General features: G+C 58.5%; 21 protein-coding genes and 4 tRNA genes. 13 read left to right on the forward strand and 12 right to left on the reverse strand.

Annotated features, from left to right (window positions below):
- The first annotated feature begins 81 nt into the window (after nt 1-81).
- From QFW87_RS25090 to QFW87_RS25100, 3 genes are all read left to right on the forward strand, one after another.
- The gene (locus QFW87_RS25090) at nt 82-1098 is read left to right on the forward strand and encodes a class I SAM-dependent methyltransferase (RefSeq protein ID WP_008153314.1); all 1017 of its coding nucleotides are present in this window, start codon (nt 82-84) and stop codon (nt 1096-1098) included.
- Between the two features lie 93 nt (nt 1099-1191).
- Nucleotides 1192-4143 carry a DUF748 domain-containing protein gene (locus tag QFW87_RS25095; protein ID WP_283181702.1) on the forward strand — a complete coding sequence of 984 codons (2952 nt, stop codon included), beginning with the start codon at nt 1192-1194 and terminating at the stop codon, nt 4141-4143.
- Nucleotides 4143-4439 carry a DUF2845 domain-containing protein gene (locus QFW87_RS25100; protein ID WP_283189139.1) on the forward strand — a complete coding sequence of 99 codons (297 nt, stop codon included), beginning with the start codon at nt 4143-4145 and terminating at the stop codon, nt 4437-4439. The genes QFW87_RS25095 and QFW87_RS25100 overlap by 1 nt, the downstream gene beginning before the upstream one ends.
- 148 nt (nt 4440-4587) lie before the next feature.
- Here QFW87_RS25100 and QFW87_RS25105 read toward each other — a convergent pair whose 3' ends face one another.
- A complete protein-coding gene (locus QFW87_RS25105) occupies nt 4588-4941 on the reverse strand; it encodes a BON domain-containing protein (RefSeq protein WP_283189140.1) in 354 nt (117 codons plus the stop codon).
- 311 nt (nt 4942-5252) lie between these two features.
- Nucleotides 5253-5684 (reverse strand): pilin, encoded by a 432-nt coding sequence (locus QFW87_RS25110; protein ID WP_283181704.1) that lies wholly within the window; start codon nt 5682-5684, stop codon nt 5253-5255.
- Between the two features lie 225 nt (nt 5685-5909).
- On the opposite strand from QFW87_RS25110, the gene pilB reads away from it, so the two are divergent.
- From pilB to yacG, 5 genes are read left to right on the forward strand one after another with little or no spacing between them, the layout of a single operon-like run.
- Entirely contained in the window at nt 5910-7610 is a 1701-nt protein-coding gene (gene pilB, locus QFW87_RS25115) for a type IV-A pilus assembly ATPase PilB (RefSeq protein ID WP_283189141.1), read from the forward strand.
- Between the two features lie 2 nt (nt 7611-7612).
- Nucleotides 7613-8830, forward strand: a complete 1218-nt coding sequence (locus QFW87_RS25120; protein WP_283189142.1) for a type II secretion system F family protein — start codon at nt 7613-7615, stop codon at nt 8828-8830.
- A gap of 1 nt (nt 8831) precedes the next feature.
- The gene (locus QFW87_RS25125) at nt 8832-9704 is read left to right on the forward strand and encodes an A24 family peptidase (protein ID WP_283189143.1); all 873 of its coding nucleotides are present in this window, start codon (nt 8832-8834) and stop codon (nt 9702-9704) included.
- Nucleotides 9701-10324 (forward strand): dephospho-CoA kinase, encoded by a 624-nt coding sequence (gene coaE, locus QFW87_RS25130; protein ID WP_283189144.1) that lies wholly within the window; start codon nt 9701-9703, stop codon nt 10322-10324. The genes QFW87_RS25125 and coaE overlap by 4 nt, the downstream gene beginning before the upstream one ends.
- Nucleotides 10321-10521, forward strand: a complete 201-nt coding sequence (yacG, locus tag QFW87_RS25135) for a DNA gyrase inhibitor YacG (RefSeq protein WP_008153323.1) — start codon at nt 10321-10323, stop codon at nt 10519-10521. The genes coaE and yacG overlap by 4 nt, the downstream gene beginning before the upstream one ends.
- A 3-nt stretch (nt 10522-10524) precedes the next feature.
- Here the strand turns inward: yacG and QFW87_RS25140 are convergent, their stop codons facing one another.
- The 5 genes from QFW87_RS25140 to QFW87_RS25160 all read right to left on the reverse strand — a co-directional run bounded on the left by QFW87_RS25140 (nt 10525) and on the right by QFW87_RS25160 (nt 15464).
- Complete coding sequence (locus QFW87_RS25140) at nt 10525-10740, reverse strand: hypothetical protein (RefSeq protein ID WP_033054332.1); 216 nt, start codon at nt 10738-10740, stop codon at nt 10525-10527.
- Nucleotides 10741-10803: 63 nt separating this feature from the next.
- Nucleotides 10804-11493, reverse strand: a complete 690-nt coding sequence (locus QFW87_RS25145; RefSeq protein WP_283181709.1) for an energy-coupling factor ABC transporter permease — start codon at nt 11491-11493, stop codon at nt 10804-10806.
- A 101-nt stretch (nt 11494-11594) separates the two neighbouring features.
- A complete protein-coding gene (locus QFW87_RS25150) occupies nt 11595-12863 on the reverse strand; it encodes an OprD family porin (protein WP_283189145.1) in 1269 nt (422 codons plus the stop codon).
- Nucleotides 12864-12879: 16 nt separating this feature from the next.
- Complete coding sequence (locus tag QFW87_RS25155; RefSeq protein ID WP_283189146.1) at nt 12880-14100, reverse strand: benzoate/H(+) symporter BenE family transporter; 1221 nt, start codon at nt 14098-14100, stop codon at nt 12880-12882.
- Nucleotides 14097-15464 (reverse strand): aromatic acid/H+ symport family MFS transporter, encoded by a 1368-nt coding sequence (locus tag QFW87_RS25160; protein ID WP_283189147.1) that lies wholly within the window; start codon nt 15462-15464, stop codon nt 14097-14099. The genes QFW87_RS25155 and QFW87_RS25160 overlap by 4 nt, the downstream gene beginning before the upstream one ends.
- A gap of 250 nt (nt 15465-15714) precedes the next feature.
- Between QFW87_RS25160 and QFW87_RS25165 the strand changes: the two genes are divergently transcribed.
- The 5 genes from QFW87_RS25165 (at nt 15715) to QFW87_RS25185 (ending at nt 19118) form a co-directional block, all read left to right on the forward strand.
- Nucleotides 15715-16341 (forward strand): DUF1780 domain-containing protein, encoded by a 627-nt coding sequence (locus QFW87_RS25165; RefSeq protein WP_008154887.1) that lies wholly within the window; start codon nt 15715-15717, stop codon nt 16339-16341.
- A complete protein-coding gene (locus QFW87_RS25170) occupies nt 16338-16865 on the forward strand; it encodes an MOSC domain-containing protein (RefSeq protein WP_283181713.1) in 528 nt (175 codons plus the stop codon). The genes QFW87_RS25165 and QFW87_RS25170 overlap by 4 nt, the downstream gene beginning before the upstream one ends.
- Before the next feature lie 68 nt (nt 16866-16933).
- Nucleotides 16934-17107, forward strand: a complete 174-nt coding sequence (locus QFW87_RS25175; RefSeq protein WP_074870992.1) for a DUF3094 domain-containing protein — start codon at nt 16934-16936, stop codon at nt 17105-17107.
- 60 nt (nt 17108-17167) lie between these two features.
- Nucleotides 17168-18466, forward strand: coding sequence for an NAD(P)/FAD-dependent oxidoreductase (locus QFW87_RS25180; RefSeq protein ID WP_283189148.1), 1299 nt, complete (start codon nt 17168-17170; stop codon nt 18464-18466).
- 253 nt (nt 18467-18719) lie between these two features.
- Nucleotides 18720-19118: an EF-hand domain-containing protein gene (locus QFW87_RS25185; RefSeq protein ID WP_283181715.1), complete on the forward strand. Its 399-nt coding sequence runs from the start codon at nt 18720-18722 to the stop codon at nt 19116-19118.
- A 192-nt stretch (nt 19119-19310) separates the two neighbouring features.
- Here the strand turns inward: QFW87_RS25185 and QFW87_RS25190 are convergent.
- The 5 genes from QFW87_RS25190 to clpB all read right to left on the reverse strand — a co-directional run bounded on the left by QFW87_RS25190 (nt 19311) and on the right by clpB (nt 22590).
- Nucleotides 19311-19387, reverse strand: a tRNA-Pro gene (locus tag QFW87_RS25190).
- Between the two features lie 97 nt (nt 19388-19484).
- Nucleotides 19485-19560: transfer RNA gene (locus tag QFW87_RS25195), tRNA-Lys, on the reverse strand.
- 5 nt (nt 19561-19565) lie between these two features.
- Nucleotides 19566-19642, reverse strand: a tRNA-Pro gene (locus tag QFW87_RS25200).
- Nucleotides 19643-19651: 9 nt separating this feature from the next.
- A tRNA-Asn gene (locus tag QFW87_RS25205) sits at nt 19652-19727 on the reverse strand.
- A gap of 298 nt (nt 19728-20025) precedes the next feature.
- Nucleotides 20026-22590, reverse strand: a complete 2565-nt coding sequence (gene clpB, locus QFW87_RS25210; RefSeq protein WP_095130594.1) for an ATP-dependent chaperone ClpB — start codon at nt 22588-22590, stop codon at nt 20026-20028.
- Between the last annotated feature and the right edge of the window lie 39 nt (nt 22591-22629).

A 22629-nucleotide genomic window follows, 5' to 3' on the forward strand; every position in this document is an offset into this window, starting at 1 on the left:
CCTGCTCGCGATGGCAGCACCGCGGTCCCGTGCCAAGCTGTTAAACTCCCGCGCCAAATTCCCTCCTGCAAGGCGCCCAGCATGTCTTCCTTGAATCAGGCGCTGCGCGCCGCCCTCGATCGTCGTCAGGACCTGCTGGCCGAACTGCATCAGCAAGGCACCGATTGCTATCGCCTGTTCCATGGCAGCCAGGAAGGCGCCGGCGGCCTGACGATCGACCGCTACGGCCCGCAATTGCTGGTGCAAAGCTTTCACCAGTCGCTGGAACGCGATGCGCTGCTGCAACTGCACGACACCATCAATCAGCACCTGGGCCTCGAAACGCTGCTGGTCTACAACGATCGCTCCCGTGGTAATTCGCGTATCGACCGTGAAGACACCGTCTACCGCGCCGACGAGGCCGCCCTGCAAGACTTGATCGGTCACGAATGGGGCTTGAATTACCGGGTTCGCGGCCGCCACGCCGGCCAGGATCCGCTGCTGTTCCTCGACCTGCGCAACACGCGCGGCTGGGTCAAGCAGCACAGCAAAAACAAAAGCGTGCTGAACCTGTTCGCCTACACCTGTGGCGTCGGCCTGAGTGCTGCGGCCGGTGGCGCGAGCGAAGTCTGCAACCTCGACTTCGCTGAGGGCAACCTGGCTGTCGGCCGTGAGAACGGCCTGCTCAATCCGCAGCTGCCGACCATGGACTTCATCCAGTCCGACTATTTCCCGGCGATCCGCCAGTTGGCCGGCCTGCCGATCAGCCAGCGCCGCGGGCAGAAACTGCCGAGCTATCAACGTCTGGAACAGCGTCAGTACGACCTGGTGCTGTTGGATCCGCCAGCCTGGGCCAAGAGTGCTTTCGGCACCGTCGACCTGCTGCGCGACTATCAGAGCCTGCTGAAGCCGGCACTGCTGACCACCGCCGACAATGGCGTGCTGATCTGCTGCAACAACCTGGCAAAAGTCAGCATGGACGACTGGCGCGAGCAAGTTTTGCGTTGTGCAGAGAAAGCCGGCCGGCCGGTGCGCGAGTGGACAGTGATGAAACCGGGCGGCGATTTTCCGTCAATGGATGAGCAGCCGCCGCTGAAAACCCTGATTCTGCAGCTCTGAGATTCGTCCGGAAAATCAGATAAATCCTATAAAGCATGATCACTTCGGAACCGGAAACGCGTGCCATACTCCAACGCACTCCGATTCAGACAGATGAAGCCACACATGCCCAAAGGATTGATTCGCGCTATTGGCGCTCTGTTGACCGCTCTAGCCCTCTACAGCCTGCTGGGGTTTCTGATTTTGCCGGGCATCGCGTTACGAGTGGCCAACCAACAATTGGCCAACTACGCGACGACGCCCGCGACGATTTCGCGGATCGAACTCAACCCATTCAGCCTTGAAGTGACCCTGTGGGGCCTGATCATCGGCGAGCCGGGCAAGGAACAGGTCGGCTTCGAGCGCCTGTACGCCAACCTGCAGATCGACAGCCTCTGGACCAAAGCGCTGCACCTGTCCGATATAGAAATAGACAAACCCAAGACCGAAATCCTCTTCGGCAAGGACGGCAAGCTCAATCTGCTTGGCCTGTTCAAAATCCCCGCCAGTGAACCGACGCCAGCCGACCCGAACGCCAAACCGTTCCCGTTGCGCATCGAGCGGATCAAACTGGCCGGCGGTGTCGTGCACTTCCAGGATCAACGCCCCAGCGAACCCATCGAATTCCTCTACGACAAACTCGACTTCGAACTGAAAAACCTCAGTACCCTGCCTGAAGACAGTGCCGACATGACCTTGGTGGCCATCGGCCCGGCAGGTGGACAGATCGACTGGACCGGCAATTTCAGCCTGATCCCGATCGCCTCCGAAGGTAAGCTGAAGATCACCAACGGCAAGATGAAATCCTTTTGGCCCTACGTGCGTGACTCGGTGCCACTGGTACTCGAAGACGGCATCATGAGCCTCAGCACTGACTACAAACTGAACCTGTCCAAGGAAACTGAACTGCTGTTGAGCAACGTCGCCGTCAGCATCGCGCCGTTCGCGATCAAGGCACCAGACGGTCGACCGCTGGCGAAACTCGAGCGTCTGGACATTAGCGAAACCACCGTCGACCTGGCCAAGCAGCAAGTGGTCGTCGGCAAGATCCGCAGCCAGAAACTGGAAACCTGGGCCGCTCTCGAAGCCGACGGGCAACTCGATTGGCAGAAACTGTTCGCCAGCCAACCGTCCAAAGCAGCCGTCAAAGCCAAGGCCGAACCGGCCAGTACCCCGGCAGCCGCCGATTCACCGAAACCCGACCCGGCACCACCGAGCAAGCCATGGCAGGTGCTGCTCAAAGACGTGCAACTGCGCAATTACCAGGTGCATCTGGCTGACCGCAAGGCGCAACCCGCCGTCGCGTTGGACGTCGGCCCGCTGAACCTGGACCTGCAGAATTTCGACAGCCTCAATGGCTCGCCTTTTAACCTCAAGCTCGATACGGGCGTGGGCAAGCAAGGCAAGATCACGGCAGACGGTATCGTCAATCTCGCCCCGGTCAGCGCCAGGTTAAAAGTACAAACCAAGGACATCGACCTGCGCGTTGCCCAGTCCTATATCAACCCGTTCATTCGCCTGGAACTGCGCAGCGGCATGCTCGGCAGTGATCTGGCGGTCGATCTGAAAAACACCGAGCCGCTGGCATTCAGCGTCACCGGCCGTGCTCAGGTCGATCAACTGCATACCCTCGACACCCTCAAAACCCGCGACTTCCTCAAGTGGCAGCAGTTGGTGCTCGAAGGCCTGAATTATCAACACGGCGACAGCCTGTCGATCGACAAGGTCAACCTGTTCCAGCCTTATGCGCGCTTCATGATCAACGATGACCGCACCACCAACATCGATGACTTGCTGATCCCGCAACCGGCCGACTCAGGCGCCAAAACAGCTGCAGCCAAACCTGTCAGCAAGGAAAAACCGCTGGGCATTCACATTGGCGGCATTGCCATCAATGACGGCTCGGCCAACTTCGCCGACTTCAGCCTGACCCCGAATTTCGCCACGGCCGTTCAACAGCTCAATGGACAAATTGGCACCATCGACAGCCGTCAGGCGAAACCGGCCAGCGTCGATATCAAAGGCAAGGTCGACCGCTATGCACCCGTCACCATCAAGGGCTCGGTCAACCCGTTCGATCCGATGGCCAGCCTCGACATCGCCACCAGTTTCAAACGTGTTGAACTGACCACGCTCACGCCCTACTCCGGCAAGTTCGCCGGTTACCGCATCCGCAAGGGCCGGCTCAACCTCGACCTGCATTACCTGATCACCAAGGGCCAGCTCAAGGCCGAAAACAAAGTGGTGGTCGAGCAGCTGCAACTGGGTGAGAAAGTCGACAGTCCGGACGCCGTGGGCCTGCCGCTGAAACTGGCCATTGCGTTGCTCAAGGACGTCGACGGCAAGATTTCCATTGAACTGCCGGTGACCGGCGACCTGAACAACCCGCAGTTCAGCATCATGCCGATTGTCTGGCAGACCTTGCGCAACCTGATCGTCAAAGCCGCCGCGGCGCCATTCAAAATGATTGGCGGACTGGTCAGTGGTGGTGGTTCGGAAGATTTGGGCATTGTGTCGTTTGCCCCGGGTTCAAGCGACCTGAGCAAGGAGGCCGAGGGCTCGCTGGTCAAACTGTCCCAGGCCCTCAAGGAACGTCCGGCCCTGCGCCTGGAAATCGAAGGCACGGCAGCTGCAAGCAGCGATGGCCCGCTGATCGCCGAGCAACGTCTGGAGCGGGAATACCAGTACAACTACTACAAAATGCTCCAGCGTCGCGGTGACAAGGTGCCGGCTCAGGCTTCATTGCTGGAAGTACCGGATAACGAGAAAGGTCCGCTGCTGGAAGGGATCTATCGCACGCGCCTGAAGACTCAGCCACCCGCCGAGTGGAAGGATCTTGGCAAGGAAGAACGCACGGTAAAAATGCACGAAGGCGTGATCAAGTTCTGGAGTTCCAGCGACGTGCTGTTGCGTCAGTTGGGTCAGGAACGCGCCAGCAACATCAAGGACTATCTGGTCGACAAGGGTCAGTTGGCCGATGACCGCGTGTACTTCATCGACGCTAACCTCGGCGAAGCGCAAAGTGACGGTCGGGTGGTTACGCCGCTGCATCTGGACGCCGAGTGATGGGCGCGAAATGGCTGATGAGCCTGACTCTGGCGATAGCCGCCAGTCAGGCTTCGGCAGCCGATACCCTGCGCTGCGGCAGTCAACTGGTCAGTGTCGGGGACAGGTCCAGCGAAGTACTGCAGAAATGCGGTGAACCGGTCAGCCGTGATCTGTTGGGCTACAAGCGCAGCGCCAACCGACGGGAAGAGTTTCAGGTCGAGGAATGGACCTACGGGCCCAACGGCGGGATGTATCAGTACCTGCGTTTTGAAGGTAATCGTTTGAAGCAGATCACCAGCAAGCGCGGTAACTGAAGATCAAATAGAACAGGCCCCGACACGAATGCCGGGGCCTGTAATGGCCACATCCTTGTGGCCTTTCGCATGAACTCTCCTGAGGCGGCAGACGTATTGCTCGGCCCGTCTGTCGCGCCTTCTCCCAGTCCAGGCGAGAAGTCTTGCCTTACTCGGCTTTCAGGCCGTCAGCGGAGACCGCTTTGACGCCTTTGATTTTCTTGGCGATGGCCACTGCGACGTCTTTCTGAGAATCAGTCACTGCAGTGGTCGAAGACAGGGAAACTACACCTTTGTTGGTTTCAACCTTGATGTCAGTACCAGGAATGCCTTTTTCAGTCACCAGGTCTGCTTTGACTTTGGTAGTGATCCAGGTATCGGAAGTAGCTTCTTTAGCTTCGGTCACTTCACCGGCGGCCAGAACCATGGGTGCCTGGGTAGCCTGGGTTTGAGCAAATGCAGCGTTGGCCATGGTCAGGGTCAGCGCGGTAGCAGTAGCGGCAGCGATAGCGAACTTCTTCATACGAGTAACTCCTGTTTTTCATAAAGTCTGCTGCGTGTCTTGTCAGCAGGGTTACTGGAGATATTGCGAACGTTGTGCCAACTTTGAGACAGTCAATAAATACATATAAATCAACAGCTTACAGAAACACCTGATTTTCGGAATCATGCAAATTGCATGACTTCGAAATTATGTACATGCAAGTTGCGGGTTTTACCGCAGGCCTAAGGCCATGAATTGTTGGAAGTTTTCTCAATTACTCCAATTTGCCCCGAGCAGCGAACAAAAAAATGCCCCGTCAAACAGACGAGGCATCAGATCAAGCAGCCAGATTACGCGCCGCTGCCGGGACAGCCTTTTGGTGCGAAGTCAGCGTTAACATTGCTGGCACACGTCCAGGCGCCCGCCGTGTTTCCTGACGAGCGAGTCAGTGTGATGGTTTTGCCCAACACCGGTCCTGGGGCATTAACCAGCGTGCAAGTGATCGTGCCCGCACCTGTCGAAGCTGTGCCTGAAGCCGCCAACGTGCAATTGGAGGTCGTCGCCGCCGCGTTACCCGCAACCAAGAGCAATGTAGGGTCGGTGCCTTGGTTGATGGTGTCCTCGAAAGGCACTTTCAACGCGCTGATCTCAGCCAGCCCCGCCGTGACTTTGGCCCGGGCCTGGTACTTTGAATATTGTGGCAAGGCAAACGTCGCCAGAATCCCGATGATCGCCACCACGATCAGCAGTTCGATCAGGGTAAAACCTTTTTGAGTATTCATAGACAAGCTCCATGCATGAGTCGAAATCTCATGATCTGAACTAGCCACAGCACAGCCCATGCCAAGCCCTTCGCCCCCTGTTATAGGGGCACGAGGCCAACACAAAGCGCTTTCCTACCCCCAGAATCCGCACTATCTGACACTTTTTGTCACCTGAGCGGTGCTGGTTTGGTTCCTCCGCTTGACTAGGCTATAAGTCATGAACTGTCTGCGTCCGGTATCCCAATGAATGACATCGCCCTTAGCGGTCTGGCCAAGCAATTGGTCCTGGCCGAGTTGCTCACTGACAAAAGCGCGCAACAGGCGTATCAGCAAGCCCAGCGCAACAAAATCTCCCTGGTCACTTACCTGGTGCAGAACAAACTGGTGAAGAGTCGGCAGGTTGCCGAGATTGCCTCGGAACATTTCGGCATGACGCTGCTTGATCTCAGTTGCCTGGATAAGGAAACACAACCTAAAGGGCTGGTCAGCGAAAAACTGGTCCGTCAGCACCACGCCCTGCCCCTCTGGCGGCGCGGCAACAAGTTGTTCGTGGGCGTTTCCGACCCGACCAATCAGCAAGCCATCAATGACATCCAGTTCAGCACCGGGCTGAATACCGAAGCCATTCTGGTGGAGGACGACAAGCTCAGCGACGCCATCGAAAAATTCTTCGATACCCAAGGCACCGGCCTGGAAGACATGGCCGACGTTGACCTCGATGGCGTGGACATCGAGTCGATCGATGACAACAAACAAGACACCATCGCCGGCCAGGATGCCGATGACGCGCCCGTGGTGCGCTTCGTTCACAAGATGTTGCTGGACGCGATCAAAAGCGGCTCTTCCGACCTGCATTTCGAGCCCTACGAAAAAACCTACCGCGTGCGGATGCGCACCGACGGTATTTTGCGTGAAGTCGCCAAGCCACCGATTCACTTGGCCAATCGCATCGCCGCGCGGCTGAAAGTCATGGCCAGCCTCGACATCTCGGAACGGCGCCGGCCCCAGGACGGGCGGATCAAGATGCGCCTGTCCAAGAGCAAATCCATCGACTTTCGGGTCAATACGCTGCCAACTCTGTGGGGCGAGAAAGTGGTGATCCGGATCCTCGATCCGTCCAGCGCTCAAATGGGCATCGACGCCCTCGGCTACGAGCCCGACCAGAAAGAACTGTACATGGCCGCCCTCAAGCAGCCGCAGGGGATGATTCTGGTGACCGGGCCGACCGGCTCGGGCAAGACCGTATCGCTCTACACCGGGCTGAACATTCTCAACACCGTGGACATCAACATCTCCACCGCCGAAGACCCGGTGGAGATCAACATGGAAGGCATCAACCAGGTCAACGTCAATCCCAAGCAGGGAATGGACTTCGCCCAAGCGCTGCGCTCATTTCTGCGACAGGACCCGGACGTGATCATGGTCGGCGAGATCCGCGACCTTGAAACCGCCGAAATCGCCATCAAAGCCGCCCAGACCGGACACCTGGTGCTGTCGACCCTGCACACCAACAGCGCCGCCGAAACCCTGACTCGCCTGCACAACATGGGCATTCCGGGTTTCAACATTGCCACCTCGATCAGCCTGATCATTGCCCAGCGCCTGGCACGCAAGCTGTGCAGCCATTGCAAGAAACCCATAGAGATTCCCCGGGAGGCGCTGCTCAGGGAAGGCTTCCCCGAGGAACGCATCGGCTCATTCACGATCTATGAACCGGTCGGTTGCGATCAGTGCAACGGCGGTTACAAAGGACGAGTCGGGATTTATGAAGTGGTGAAGAACACACAGGACCTGCAACGGCTGATCATGGCCGAAGGCAATTCACTGGAAATCGACAGTCAGATGCGTAAAGACGGCTTCAACGACCTGCGGACGTCGGGCTTGCTCAAGGCCATGCAAGGCATCACCAGCCTTGAAGAAATCAACCGGGTCACCAAGGACTGAATATGGCGGTCAAAGCAGCAAAAATCAGCGTCTACGCCTGGGAAGGCACAGACCGCAAAGGCACCAAAATGACGGGCGAATTGAGCGGTCAAAATCCGGCGTTGATCAAGGCCCAATTGCGCAAGCAGGGCATCAACCCCGGCAAGGTACGCAAGAAGTCCACCTCGATTTTCAACCTGGGCAAGCGCATCAAGGCCCAGGACATCGCTCTGTTCACCCGGCAGATGGCTACCATGATGAAGGCCGGCGTACCGCTGTTGCAGTCCTTCGACATCATCGGTGAAGGCTTTGATAACCCGGCCATGCGCACACTGGTTGACGAGGTGAAACAGGAAGTCGCGGCGGGTAACAGCTTCGCCGCTTCCCTGCGCAAAAAGCCTCAGTATTTCGATGAGCTCTACTGCAACCTGGTCGATGCCGGCGAGCAGGCCGGTGCCCTCGATACCCTGCTGGAGAGAGTGGCGACCTATAAGGAAAAAAGCGAAAGCCTCAAAGCCAAGATCAAAAAAGCCATGACCTACCCACTGGCAGTGGTGTTCGTCGCGATCATTGTGTCCGGGATTCTGCTGGTCAAAGTGGTGCCGCAGTTCGAATCGGTGTTCAAAGGGTTTGGTGCCGAATTGCCAGCCTTCACGGTGATGGTCATCGGTCTCTCGGAATTCATGCAGGACTGGTGGTGGGCGATGCTCGGCGTGCTGATCGCGGCCATCTTCGGCGTGCGCCACGCCTTTAAAACGTCGCAAGGCTTTCGGGACCGAATGGACACCTGGCTGCTGAAATTGCCGCTGATTGGCACGCTGATGTACAAGTCCGCCGTGGCCCGTTACGCCCGCACGCTGTCGACTACCTTTGCGGCAGGTGTGCCACTGGTGGAAGCCCTGGATTCGGTGGCTGGCGCTACCGGCAACATCGTGTTCAAGCGTGCGGTGCTGCGCATCAAGCAGGACGTGTCGACCGGTATGCAGCTGAATTTTTCCATGCGCGCCTCCGGTATCTTTCCGAATATGGCGATCCAGATGACCGCGATTGGCGAAGAGTCCGGCGCGCTGGACGATATGCTCGACAAGGTCGCGAGCTTCTATGAGGACGAAGTGGACAACATGGTCGATAACCTCACCAGCCTGATGGAGCCGTTCATCATGGTGGTGCTGGGTGTTATCGTCGGTGGCCTGGTGGTTGCGATGTACCTGCCCATCTTCCAACTCGGCACAGCGATCTGACATGCCCTTGAACGACATTCTGACCCTCCACCCGCTGACCTTCGTGATCGCAGCCATGTTGGTCGGCCTGCTGATCGGCAGCTTTCTCAACGTGGTGGTCTGGCGCCTGCCAAAAATGCTTGACCGCGAATGGCGTGAGGAGGCCCGTGACGTGTTGGGCTTGCCAAGCGAAACACCACTGCCGACTTTCAATCTGCTACTGCCCCATTCCCAGTGCCCACATTGCGGCCATCGAATCCGTGCCTGGGAAAACATTCCGGTACTCAGCTATCTGTTCTTACGGGGTCGATGCTCGAACTGCACGGCAGCCATCAGCAAACGCTACCCGCTGACCGAACTGGCCTGCGGTCTGCTCTCGGCGTTCATCGCCTGGCATTTCGGTTTCGGCTGGCAGGCCTGCATGGCGCTGCTCCTGAGCTGGGGGTTGCTGACGATGAGCCTGATCGACGCCGAGCACCAACTGCTGCCGGATGTGCTGGTGCTGCCGCTGATCTGGCTGGGGCTGATCGTCAACAGCTTTGGGCTTTTCGTGTCCTTGCATGAAGCGTTGTGGGGTGCGGTGGCCGGCTACATGGCGCTGTGGTCAGTGTTCTGGCTGTTCAAGCTGATCACCGGCAAGGACGGCATGGGCCACGGTGATTTCAAGCTGTTAGCGATGTTCGGCGCCTGGGGGGGCTGGCAGATCTTGCCTCTGACCATCCTGTTATCGTCGATGGTGGGCGCCGTTGCCGGCGTGATATTGCTGCGTTTGCGCAACGCGAAAACCTCCACGCCGATCCCCTTCGGACCCTTTCTGGCAATTGCCGGCTGGATTGCCTTGCTCTGGGGTGGTCAAATAACCGACTTCTATTGGCAGTTTGTCGGTTTGAAATGAATACCCCTGTGGAAAAACCCTGGATTCTCGGCCTGACCGGCGGCATCGGCAGCGGCAAAAGCGCGGCTGCCCAGCACTTCATCGACTTTGGCGTGCACGTGGTGGACGCTGATCATGCGGCGCGTTGGGTGGTGGAACCGGGTCGCCCGGCGCTGGCCAGGATCGCCGAACACTTCGGCCCCGGCGTATTGCAAGCCGACGGGCAACTGGATCGCGCGGCGTTGCGCAAACTGATCTTCGAAGTACCAGAGGAACGCCGCTGGCTCGAAGCGTTGCTGCATCCGCTGATCGCCAAGGAAATCGCCGATCATCTGGCCAAGGCACAATCGTCTTACGCGATTCTGGTTTCACCGCTGCTGATCGAGTCCGGGCAGTACGCCATGACCCAACGAATCCTGGTGATCGATGCCCCGGAACAACTACAGATCGAGCGCACCCTGCAGCGTGACCAGACCAGCGAGCAACAGGTCCAGGCGATCCTCAAGGCCCAATCCAGCCGACAGGACCGTGTGAGCCACGCCGACGATGTGGTGGTCAACGACCGCGACCTCGCCTGGCTGCACAGCGAGGTCGAACGCCTGCATCACTTTTACCTTACTTTGCGTGGAGGCCAGTCATGAGCCAGACCCCAACCGTCAATTGCCCAACCTGTGGCGCCCCTGTCGAATGGGTCGCCAGCAACGTCAACCGGCCGTTCTGCTCGGATCGCTGCAAATTGATCGACCTCGGGGCATGGGCCTCGGAAGAACACAAGATTCCGGTCAGCCCCGATGCCGAAGACGACCTGTTCAGCGAAGACTTCGAGCCGCGTCACTGATCTTCAAGGCCGCATAAAACCGTAGTCCTGGCTGTCATCGAGGTTTTCCGCGAGAAAACGCAACTCATCGGCCAGGTCTTCGGCGCTGCGCACCGCCTTGCTCTGTTGCACCACTGCACTGAGCAAGGCGCGCAGGCTCAACCCCGGATCAAAACCCACTTCCTGCGCCCCATCCAGACTTTGACGCAACTCCTGCCTTGCCCATTCGTAGACACTCATTTCGATGCTCCTGAAGGTTTTCCAGAGCATGGATTCGTGAGCGATTTTTGCCTTTGATGTGGATCAAGATTTGGGATCGTCGTCTTTCCAGGGTGCCGAAAGGTAGCGCGTGCGATTGAACGTCTCCAGCCACTCGGGGCAAAACACCACCAGCGCGCTGACCACCATGCCGTTGATGAACGCTTCCGGAAAAATCAGCAGCCACAGATAACCGACAAAATCTTCCAGCCAGTACGGCATGGCGAAACGTTCGTTGAACCACAGCAACCACAGCGCCAGCAGCAGGCACAGCAACGCCGATAGCGCTGCGGCAAAGAAACCGGAAACGAAGATATACACAAAGGGATTACGCGGTTGCGCTCGCTCCACCAGGATCGCGCAGCACTCCGTGACCAGCACCGGCAGCAGAATCAGCAGCGCGCCGTTGACCCCCATCGCCGCCAGATCCTGCCGCCCGAGCAGCACTAGTCCCGTTTGCGCGACCAACCCGCCGACAATCGCCAGCGGCCAGTCGAGCAACAGGGTCACGGCGGTCATGCCGATAAAGTGGTAGGACACGCCGGTGTCGAAGTCTTGTCGCACCAGCCAGAGCATGAACAGCGCGAACACCGTGCCGAACAACAGATGCTGCCGGCGACTGTCGCTGAACAGTTCGACCCACGGTGCTCGCGCTACGGCCCAGATCAGCACCGGCACATAGATCAACCACCCCGCTGTGAGGGTTTCGGGTGAAAGTAACTCGGCGCCGATCATGGCTGGGCACACTCCTTTGTCTTGCCGAAAGAGAACAGGCCCTCAGTCTACACCGCCCCTCGAGCGCCCTTCGACTTCAGGCCCAATCTGTGATCGCTGCTTCATAGCAACGTCCACGTATAGCTGAGGATCAGACGGTTCTCGTCGATATCACTGCGATAGTTGGAGCGCGCCATCACGTTGCGCACACGGATCCCAAGGCCTTTGAGGCTGCCGCTCTGCAGCACATAGCCGAGATCGAGATCACGCTCGCGGTCCTTGCCCTCGAACCCTTTCCCGGTATCGACATTGTTGCCGGTGATGTAGCGCACGGTGCTGGTCAGCCCCGGCACGCCGAGGGCGGCGAAATCGTAGTCGTAACGCGCCTGCCAGGAGCGCTCATCGGTGAAGGCGAACTCGTAGGTCGGCACCTCGTTACCCAGTGGGCTGATGTTGGCAAACACTCGCGGGAAGGCGCTGTCGCCGAACATGCCCTGATAGCCGACATAGAACGTGTGGCCGCCACGCTTGGCCGACAGCAAGGAGAAGAACGCCTGGTTGTCGATGTTGCCCAGCAGTTTTTTGCCGTCTTCGCGCGAATCGTAATAACCAAGGTTGGCGCCCAGGATCCAGTTACCGAGTGGCTCGCTGTGCTTGAGGCCGAGAAAACGCTGGTTGTAGATATCTTCCAGTTGCCCGAACCAGGTGCTGACCGAGCTGCGTTTATCGTTGAAAGCGTAATCGGCGCCGGCAAAGTTGAAGCCATCACTGCTGACCTGACGCTGCGGTACATGACCGAGCATGGCTTGCATCTTTTCGTCGCCAGCCTCATTGCGCAGGCTGGTCGAGTTCAAGTGACCACCTTGCAACGTCAGGCCATTGATCTCGTTCGAGCTGATGCTCGCGCCCTGGTAGCTGGGCGGCAGCAAACGGATATCGCTGAAAGCCAGCACCGGCAGATTGGGTTGCAGCTCACCCACTTTCAGTTCGGTTTTGGAGTAACGCACCTTCAACGCGCCTTCCAGTCGGCTGTAATCATTCGCCGCGCGCCCGTCATCCTGCACCGGCAGTAAACCGGTATTGACCCGGTCCGGGCTGCTGTCGAGTTTGAGGCCGAGCAGGCCAATGACATCCACACCAAAACCGACGGGGCCTTGGGTATAACCGGATTTGACGTTGAGGATGAAGCCCTGCGCCCACTCTTCAGCCTTCGATTGTTGGTTGGCCCCGACGATGTCGGAAAAGTCCCGGCTGAAATAGTAATTGCGCGCTTGCAAGGTGGCGGTGGTGTCTTCGATGAACCCGCCCTCGGCCGCCATCGCACCGGCGGAGAAACTCGAGACGACAGCCATGGACAACACTGAACCGGTTGTTGGAAGAATCTGTTTCATCGTTTTTCTCTTATTTTTATTGATCGACAGGTTGAAGTGCTTCAGCCGCAGCGGACTCGCGGCGGGGAACGGGACGACGGACGTTTAACAACACGTGGGTGACCATGCCGAAAATCAGCGCCCAAAAGGCGGCGGACAAACCCAACAACGACATGCCCGACGCGGTGGTCAGAAAGGTCACCAACGCGGCTTCGCGATCACCCGGCACGGCCATTGCGCCGGCCAACGCCCCGGCAATCGCGGCAAACAGCGCCAGCCCGGCCAAGGCTGCGATCAGTTCTTTGGGGAACGCCGAAAACAGTGAAACCAGAGTGGCGCCGAAGATCCCCAGCACCAGGTAACACAGCCCGCCCACAACCCCGGCCACATAGCGCTTGCCGGGATCTTCATGGGCCTCGCGCCCGGTACAAATCGCCGCGGTGATGGCTGCCAGATTCAGCCCATGGCAACCGAACGGCGCCAACAGCGCCGTGCCCACCGCACTGCTGGCGATGATCGGGCCGGCCGGTGTTGCGTAACCGCTGGCGCGCAGCACCGCCATGCCGGGAACGAACTGGCCGGTCAGCGCCACCATCACCAGCGGCAAGGCGATATTCAGGGTCGCGCTCAGACTGAACGCGGGCGTGATCCACACCGGCGTGGCCAACCCGATCACCAATGCCTCGCTGTGCAAATCACCGGCGAGAAAAGCCATCGAGCAGCCCACCAGCAGCACCATCAACACCGCATAACGCGGCATCAGCCGTTTGCAGATCAGGTACGTGAGGAACATCGCCAGCACCAGCAGCGGCTTGCCCTGCAACGAGACGAATAACCCGGTACCGAAGCTGAACAGAATCCCCGCCAGCATCGCGGCCGCAATCGCCGCCGGCAGTTTGCCGATGATCCGGTCAAACGCTCCCGACACCCCGACCAGAAAAATAATCAGGCTGCTGACCAAGTAAGCACCCACCGCCTCCGACATGGAGATTCCCGGCAACAGTGCCACCAGCAACGCCGAACCCGGCGCCGACCACGCGATGATCACCGGGACGCGGTAACGCAGGCTCAGACCGATGCCGAGCACCGCGCTGCCGATGGAAATCGCCCAGACCCAGGAAGACAGCACCTCCCGCGAAAGGTGCGCGGTCTCGGCAGCCTGAAAGATAATCACCAAGGGGCCTGCGTAGGAAATCACCGTGGCGATAAATCCGGCGACTGCCGCAGACAGGGAAAAGTCCCGGACTAACGCTCTCATGAAACGTCGCCAACAGACCCGTCGAGCGAACCATGGCGCAGGCCCGACAGCGCTTGTTTAGCACTGCGCCGACTGCTAACGGCGAACACGGTCATGGCAATCGCGGCCACCGCACCGGGCAAGGCAAAGGCCATGAAGTTCAGTTGCAGCGGCAGGCTGATCCCGAGCAAGGCACCGCCCAGCAGCGGTCCGACGATGGCACCGTTGCGCCCGATGCCCGAGGCCCAGCCCAAACCGGTTGAGCGAATGGTCATGGAGTAGAACTGCGCGGCGCAGGCGTACAACAGAATCTGCGAGCCAATGGTGGTGGCGCCGGCAATGGCGATCAGCAGGTACAACAGCGGCATCGGGCTGTTGAATCCCAGCAAGGTGATCGACACCGCAGCCACGGCGAAGAACACCGCCAACACCCGCGGCAGGTTGAGTTTGTCTCCCAGCACACCGCCGCCGACCGCGCCGAAAATGGCACCGAAGTTGAGCACCAGCAGGAACGACAGACTCGAGCCCAGGCTATAACCGGCGTTGGCCATCAGTTTTGGCAGCCAGGAACTCAAGGCGTAAACCATCAGCAAGCAGCAGAAAAACGCCAGCCACAACATCAGCGTGCGCAACGCACGACCTTCGCGAAACAGTTGCAACACCGGGGTGCCAGTGCCCTTCACTTCGCTCATGTGCAGCTGATCGCCGGTTTGCGCGACGTAAGCCGGGTCAACCCGCTGCAGGATGTTGCGCGCCTCTTCATTGCGCCCCTGACGCAGCATGAAACCCACCGACTCGGGCAGGAAGTACATGATCAACGGCAATAACAGCAACGGCAGCACCGCCACGTAAAACACCGATTGCCAGCCAAAACTTGGGATCAGCACGATACCGAGCCCCGCCGAGAGCATGCCGCCCACCGAGTAGCCGCTAAACATGATCGCCACCAGCGTGCTGCGGATTTTCTTCGGCGCGTACTCGTTCATCAGCGCCACGACGTTGGGCATCACCCCGCCAATGCCAAGCCCGGCAATGAACCGGCACAGGCCGAACTCGGTGGGGTTGCGGGCAAAACCATTGAGCACGGTAAAACCGCTGAAGAGCATCACGCAGATCGTGATGGCTTTTTTGCGGCCGATCTTGTCCGACAGCGGGCCGAAGAACAGCGCGCCGAACATCATCCCGAACAGTGCATAACTGCCCAGTGCGCCCGCTTGCAGGGGACTGAGCCCCCACTCTTTCATCAGCATCGGCAACACCACGCCGTAGATCACCAAATCGTAACCGTCGAAGATGATGATCAGGGCACACCAGAACAGCACCATCCAGTGGAAGCGGTTGAATCGTGCGTTGTCGATAACCTCATGTACGTCGATCTTGCGCATGGCATCTATCTCTTGTTGTTGTTTTTAGAGCGTCGGTAAAGCGACTTACGTCCGTACAGCCGAGGGTAGAGAGGCCGGGCACGAGGAAATATCCGCTTTGCGCAGATCGCTATCCGTTTTGTGCAATGCCCTGAACCGGGCGCTGAATGAGGATTGTGGCGGGCGTGGCGCTATGAAGATCGGGCAGACTTTGACCCTCTCCGACAAATTGTCTTTTTTGCGATCGCATTTGAACGCTAAGCTTGGGCCTATGGATGACTCAGATTATTTACGCCTGCTGACCATCGCGGCCGAGCAAGCCAACGCGTTCCTGTCCAATGCCCGCAAATGGGAGCGTGAGCGTTGGGTCTGTCAGCGCCTGCTGCAAGGCCTGAACATTCCCTATCGCGCCGACGAATTTGCCCCGGCCGGGGAGCCGCCGGACGTGCTGTTTCGTGACGCCAGTTTCGAAGTGTTTTTCGTGCTCGATGAAGGCCGACGCCTCAACGACGAATGGCGCGATGAGCTGCAACGCCGGCGCAGCGCGTTTTCCCTGAGTTCGCTGGTGCGCCGCGAGGCCAAACCCCGGCGCATCCCGGCCAATGAGTTTCTGCTGAGGCTGGCGCCGACCTTGCGCAAAAAAGCGCACAACTACAAAGAACGCGGCATGGACCTGGGCGAACTGGACATCATCGCCTTCGCCAGCCTCAAGCGCGAAGTGCTGGACCTCAACAGCCACTTCCCTCCGCCGACCGAATACCTGCGTCAGGGCTGGCGCTCGTTGTCGCTGGTCGGTCCGACCTTCGCCCGTGTGCTGTTCGCGCACCCGGATGCGCCGGATTTCCTGCGCAGCAACCTGGGTCGCAGCATTGTTTTCGACGTCGGGATCAGCCTGTGAGTCCATTGCAGGAGCTGATTGCCGAAGTGCCGCAAACGGGTCGCGTTCGCTGGATCGGCGTGCGGCCGCAGTCACGTTCTCAGATGATCGAACTCGATGCCGTGGAGGCGCGGCTTGAAGCCGGTTTGACCGGTGATCACACGCGTCCCGGCATACGCAATGCGCGGCAGGTCACGCTGATTCAATGGGAGCATCTGGCGGTGATCAATTCGCTGATGGGCCGGCCGGCTAATCAGCCGGTGTTAGCGCAGGACTTGCGGCGCAACATCGTCGTCAGCGGCATCAATCTCTTCAGTCTCAAGGGCCGGCGCTTCAGGATTGGCCAGGCGATTTTCGAAACCACCGGCTGGTGCCAACCCTGCGCCCGCCTCGAGAACAACCTCGGCCCCGGGACCTTTCAGGCCGTTCGCGGACATGGCGGAATCACCGCCCGGGTGTTACAAAGTGGAATCATTCGCCTGGACGATACGGTGAGCGTCGAGCCCATTCCTGCCAGCGGCTATGCTCCGTTCAATGTGGGCTGACATGTTGCACAGCAGCCTGCTTGTAGCTTCTACACATTTAGCAACGTCTACCCCTGACGAGGCCCAATATGACCAGCCGCCTGAACCCCGACGACCAAAAGCATGTCGAAGAGTACCTGCAACTGTCCCAGCACCAAGTCGAGCGCCGGCCCTTCCGGCCGTGGATGCTCCTGGTGGTGGTATTGGCAGTGACCATTGGTTTAGGCCTGTTGAGCCGATTTATCAGTTACCTGACGCTATGAGCAGCATCGCGCTCGCTCGGGTAATTGCACCGATTTCTTTTAGCCTTGCGAGATATCCCCATGACTCATCGTATTGTCATCGTTGGCGGCGGCGCCGGCGGTCTGGAGTTGGCTACCCGTCTGGGTAAGACTCTGGGCAAGCGCGGCACGGCCAGTGTGATGCTGGTCGACGCGAACCTGACCCACATCTGGAAACCGCTGTTGCATGAAGTGGCGGCCGGGTCGCTGAACTCTTCCGAAGACGAACTCAACTATGTTGCCCAGGCGAAATGGAACCACTTCGAGTTCCAGCTGGGGCGCATGAGCGGGCTTGATCGCCCACAGAAGAAAATCCAGCTGGCCGCCACCTACGACGAAGCCGGCATTGAACTGGTCCCGGCGCGCGAAGTGGGTTATGACTCGCTGGTGATCGCGGTCGGCAGCACCACCAACGATTTCGGCACGCAAGGCGCGGCGCAACACTGCCTGTTCCTCGACACCCGCAAACAGGCCGAGCGCTTCCACCAGCAACTGCTCAACCACTACCTGCGCGCCCATGCCGGGCAGACCGACAAGGTCGAGCAGATCAGCGTGGCCATCGTCGGTGCCGGCGCCACCGGTGTCGAACTGGCTGCCGAACTGCACAACGCCGCCCATGAACTCGCGGCTTACGGCCTGGACCGGATCAAACCGGAGAACATGCACATCACGCTGATCGAAGCCGGGCCACGGGTGCTCCCGGCCCTGCCGGAACGTATCGGCGGGCCGGTGCATAAAACCCTGGAGAAACTCGGGGTCAACGTCATGACCAATGCCGCCGTCAGCGAAGTGACAGCCGACAGCCTGATTACCGCCGATGGCAAAGTCATCAACGCCAGCCTGAAAGTCTGGGCGGCCGGGATTCGTGCACCGGGCTTCCTCAAGGACATCGATGGCCTGGAGACCAACCGGATCAATCAGCTGCAAGTACTGCCGACCCTGCAAACCACCCGCGACGAGAACATCTTCGCCTTCGGTGACTGCGCGGCCTGCCCACAGCCGGGCACCGATCGCAATGTACCGCCGCGCGCCCAGGCTGCTCATCAGCAGGCTTCGTTGCTGGCCAAATCGCTGAAGTTGCGGATCGAAGGCAAACCCCTGCCTGTGTACAAATACACCGACTACGGCTCGCTGATCTCGCTGTCGCGTTTTTCGGCTGTGGGTAACTTGATGGGCAACCTCACCGGCAGCGTGATGCTTGAAGGCTGGCTGGCGCGGATGTTTTACGTGTCGCTGTACCGCATGCACCAGATGGCGCTTTATGGCGCGTTTCGTACGGCGATGTTGATGTTGGGCAGCAAGATCGGGCGCGGGACTGAGCCGCGGCTGAAGCTGCACTGATACAAAAACCTGTGGGAGCGAGCTTGCTCCCACATTTTTTAATCATTGCCCTACAGATCTGTGTCTCACTGTATCTCCCCTGTCGTTTCACCCCCTTCGCTTACAAACTCCCCCCTTGCGCGACACAGTAGCGATACACCCCGCCCGCTAAATGGCCACACCCGAGCAAGGCACCCCGCCAGCTACGGTTATCGCCGCACTTACGTGGCGTCCTTTATCGAACGGTTGTGTCGTGCAACCCAGGAGTATTGAAATGTCCCGTACCACCAAAAACACTATTGGTTTGCTCGGCGCTGTTTTGGCCGGTGGCATGATATTGACCGGCTCTGTGTTCGCCGCGCAACCTCTGACTCAGGGCTACCTGCTGGCCTCGGCCGAACAGGTCGTGAAGACGCCTGAAGGTAAATGCGGCGAAGGCAAGTGTGGCGATGCGTCGATGGCAAAAACCGACACGGATGGCGACGGCAAGGTATCCCGTGCCGAATTCCAGAAAGTCGCGCCAAAGTCCAATTTCGACAAGATCGACACCAACCATGACGGCTTCATCGACGAGCAAGAGGCTTACGACAACGTGAAAGCCAACTTCGAAGCCAATGGCAAAAAAATGCCAAAAGGCTTGTTCGAGCACTTGAAAGATCAAGACGGAGCTTAAGTTTCTGAGATCCAAGCCGCGCTTTTCCATCGAGAAGCGCGGCTTTTTTCCGTTTGGAGGTTTTACACCTCAAAGCGCTGCACCATGCCCTGCAAGGCATTTGCCAGTTTTGATAGCTCATGACTTGAAGGGAATCGCATTTCGAGCAGACAAAAAAAATCCCCGTATCTTTCGATACGAGGATTTTTAATATGGTCGGGGTAAGGGGATTCGAACTCCTGACATCCTGCTCCCAAAGCAGGCGCGCTACCGGACTGCGCTATACCCCGGTAATAAAAAGGCGACCTTTAAAAAGTCGCCTTCTTCGATCAGTGCTTTTGGCCTCTGACCTTAAGATCTGATCCCAGCATTAACTGGTTTCAAAAATGGTGGGTCGTGTGGGATTCGAACCTACGACCAATTGGTTAAAAGCCAACTGCTCTACCAACTGAGCTAACGACCCAAAAATGGTCGGGGTAAGGGGATTCGAACTCCTGACATCCTGCTCCCAAAGCAGGCGCGCTACCGGACTGCGCTATACCCCGGTTTGAAATTGGCTCCGTGACCAGGACTCGAACCTGGGACCCAATGATTAACAGTCATTTGCTCTACCGACTGAGCTATCACGGAACTACATATTTCAATTTACAACTGTGAAGCTTGCTTCACCTCTTCGACCCGTTCGCATCGCTGCGTTCGTGTGTCTGAGGCGCGCTATTCTACAATCTTAAGCACCTCTGTCAACCCCCTAAATTGCTTTCAAGTTAATGATTTGCAACTTATTTCAGATTCCTGCTTGGGGAGCTGGAACCCTTCAGGGCGACTTACTGCGGGGCGCACTTTACAAGCCTTTTCCTTTCAGTTCAACAGCCTGGCGAAAAAAAGGCCTCGCAATGCGAGGCCTCACAGGTTTTGCTGCCGCCGTGGATCAGACGAAGACGATTTCGTCGTTTTCCACGACACCCTTGGCGGTATCGCCGGGCATGAAACGACCGGACAGGATCAGCTGCGCCAGCGGGTTCTCGATCCAGCGCTGGATCGCTCGTTTGAGCGGCCGTGCGCCGTAAACCGGGTCGTAACCCACCGCGATCAGCTTATCCATGGCCTCAGGGCTGAGATCAAGCTTCAGCTCGCGCTCGGTCAGGCGACTGCGCAGGCGACCCAACTGGATCTCGGTAATGCCCGCGATCTGATCCCGAGCCAACGGCTCGAAGATCACCACTTCATCGACCCGGTTGATGAACTCCGGCCGGAAGTGCGTGGAAATCGCATCCATCACCGCCGCACGCTGCGCTTCACGATCACCGACCAGTTCCTGGATCTGCACCGAACCGAGGTTGGAGGTCATGACAATCACAGTATTTTTGAAATCCACCGTGCGGCCATGGCTGTCGGTCAGTCGGCCATCTTCCAGCACCTGCAGCAAGATGTTGAAGACGTCCGGGTGGGCCTTCTCGACCTCGTCCAGGAGGATCACCGAATAAGGTTTGCGACGCACCGCCTCGGTCAGGTAACCGCCCTCTTCATAGCCTACGTAGCCTGGTGGCGCGCCGATCAGACGAGCCACGGAATGTTTTTCCATGAACTCGGACATGTCGATCCGCACCATCGCCTCTTCCGTATCAAAGAGGAACTCGGCCAGCGCCTTGCACAGCTCGGTTTTACCGACACCGGTCGGGCCGAGGAACATGAACGAGCCGCTCGGCCGATTCGGATCGGACAACCCGGCACGGGAACGCCGCACGGCGTTGGAAACGGCAATCACCGCTTCGTCCTGGCCGATCACACGTTGGTGCAACAGGCTTTCCATCTTCATCAGCTTGTCGCGCTCGCCTTCGAGCATTTTCGACACTGGAATACCGGTCCACTTCGAAACGACTTCAGCAATCTCTTCTTCGGTCACCTTGCTGCGCAGCAACTGGTTTTCAGTTTTGCCGTGCTGGTCGACCATTTGCAGGCTGCGCTCCAGGTCCGGGATGATCCCGTACTGCAACTCGGCCATGCGGTTCAAGTCGCCTTTGCGGCGGGCAGCTTCCAGTTCCTGACGGGACTGTTCGATTTTCTGCTGTATCTGCGCAGAACCCTGAACTTCGGCTTTTTCCGCGTTCCAGATTTCCTCCAGGTCCGAGTACTCACGTTCGAGGCGGACGATTTCTTCCTGGAGTTTTTCCAGACGTTTTATCGCGGCTTCGTCGCTTTCTTTCTTCAGCGCCTGGGATTCCACCTTCAGTTGAATCAGACGACGCTCCAGACGATCGAGAACTTCGGGTTTGGAGTCGATCTCCATGCGGATGCGGCTAGCCGCTTCGTCGATCAGGTCGATGGCTTTGTCCGGCAGCTGACGATCAGTGATGTAGCGATGACTGAGCTTGGCCGCAGCGATGATCGCACCGTCAGTGATCGCCACTTTGTGGTGAACCTCGTAGCGCTCTTTCAGGCCACGCAGAATCGCGATGGTGTCTTCTTCGCTCGGCTCGTCCACCAGCACTTTCTGGAAGCGCCGCTCGAGGGCCGCATCCTTCTCTATATATTGGCGGTACTCGTTGAGCGTGGTCGCGCCGACGCAGTGCAGCTCACCGCGTGCCAAAGCTGGCTTGAGCATGTTGCCCGCGTCCATCGAACCTTCGCCTTTACCGGCGCCGACCATGGTGTGCAGTTCGTCGATGAACAGAATGATCTGCCCTTCCTGCTTCGACAGTTCGTTGAGCAGGGATTTGAGGCGCTCTTCGAACTCGCCACGGTACTTGGCACCGGCAATCAGCGACCCCATGTCCAGGGACAGCAGGCGTTTGCCTTTCAGTCCATCCGGCACTTCACCGTTGATGATGCGCTGGGCCAGGCCTTCGGCGATGGCGGTTTTACCCACGCCAGGCTCACCGATCAGCACCGGGTTGTTCTTGGTGCGGCGCTGAAGGACCTGAATGGTCCGGCGAATTTCGTCGTCACGGCCGATCACCGGATCGAGTTTGCCTTCTTCAGCGCGCTTGGTCAGGTCGACGGTGTATTTATCCAGTGCCTGGCGCGACTCTTCGTGGTTGGCGTCATTGACGGCCTCACCACCACGCAGGTTATTGATCGCGTTTTCCAGGGCTTTCTTGCTCACACCCTGGCCGAGCAACAATTTGCCGAGCTTGCTGTTCTCGTCCATGGCGGCGAGTAACACCAGTTCGCTAGAGATGAACTGGTCGCCCTTTTGCTGGGCCAGACGATCGGCCTGATTGAGCAGGCGCGCCAAATCCTGCGACATGTTGACGTCGCCGGTCGGGTTCTGGATTTTTGGCAGCTGGTCGAGCTCTTTGGTCAGCTCTTTACGCAGGCTGTTGACGTCGAAGCCAACCTGCATCAACAGGGGTTTGATCGAACCACCCTGCTGTTCAAGCATGGCTTGCATCAAGTGCGCCGGTTCAATGCCCGGATGATCGAGGCCGACGGCCAGGGATTGGGCGTCGGACAAGGCTAATTGCAACTTGCTGGTTAAACGGTCTATACGCATGGGTCACCTTCCTTTTGAGCAGGCCGGACCTATAAAACA

The organism is Pseudomonas sp. PMCC200344 (assembly GCF_030053095.1).
Taxonomy (GTDB): Bacteria; Pseudomonadota; Gammaproteobacteria; order Pseudomonadales; family Pseudomonadaceae; genus Aquipseudomonas; species Aquipseudomonas svalbardensis.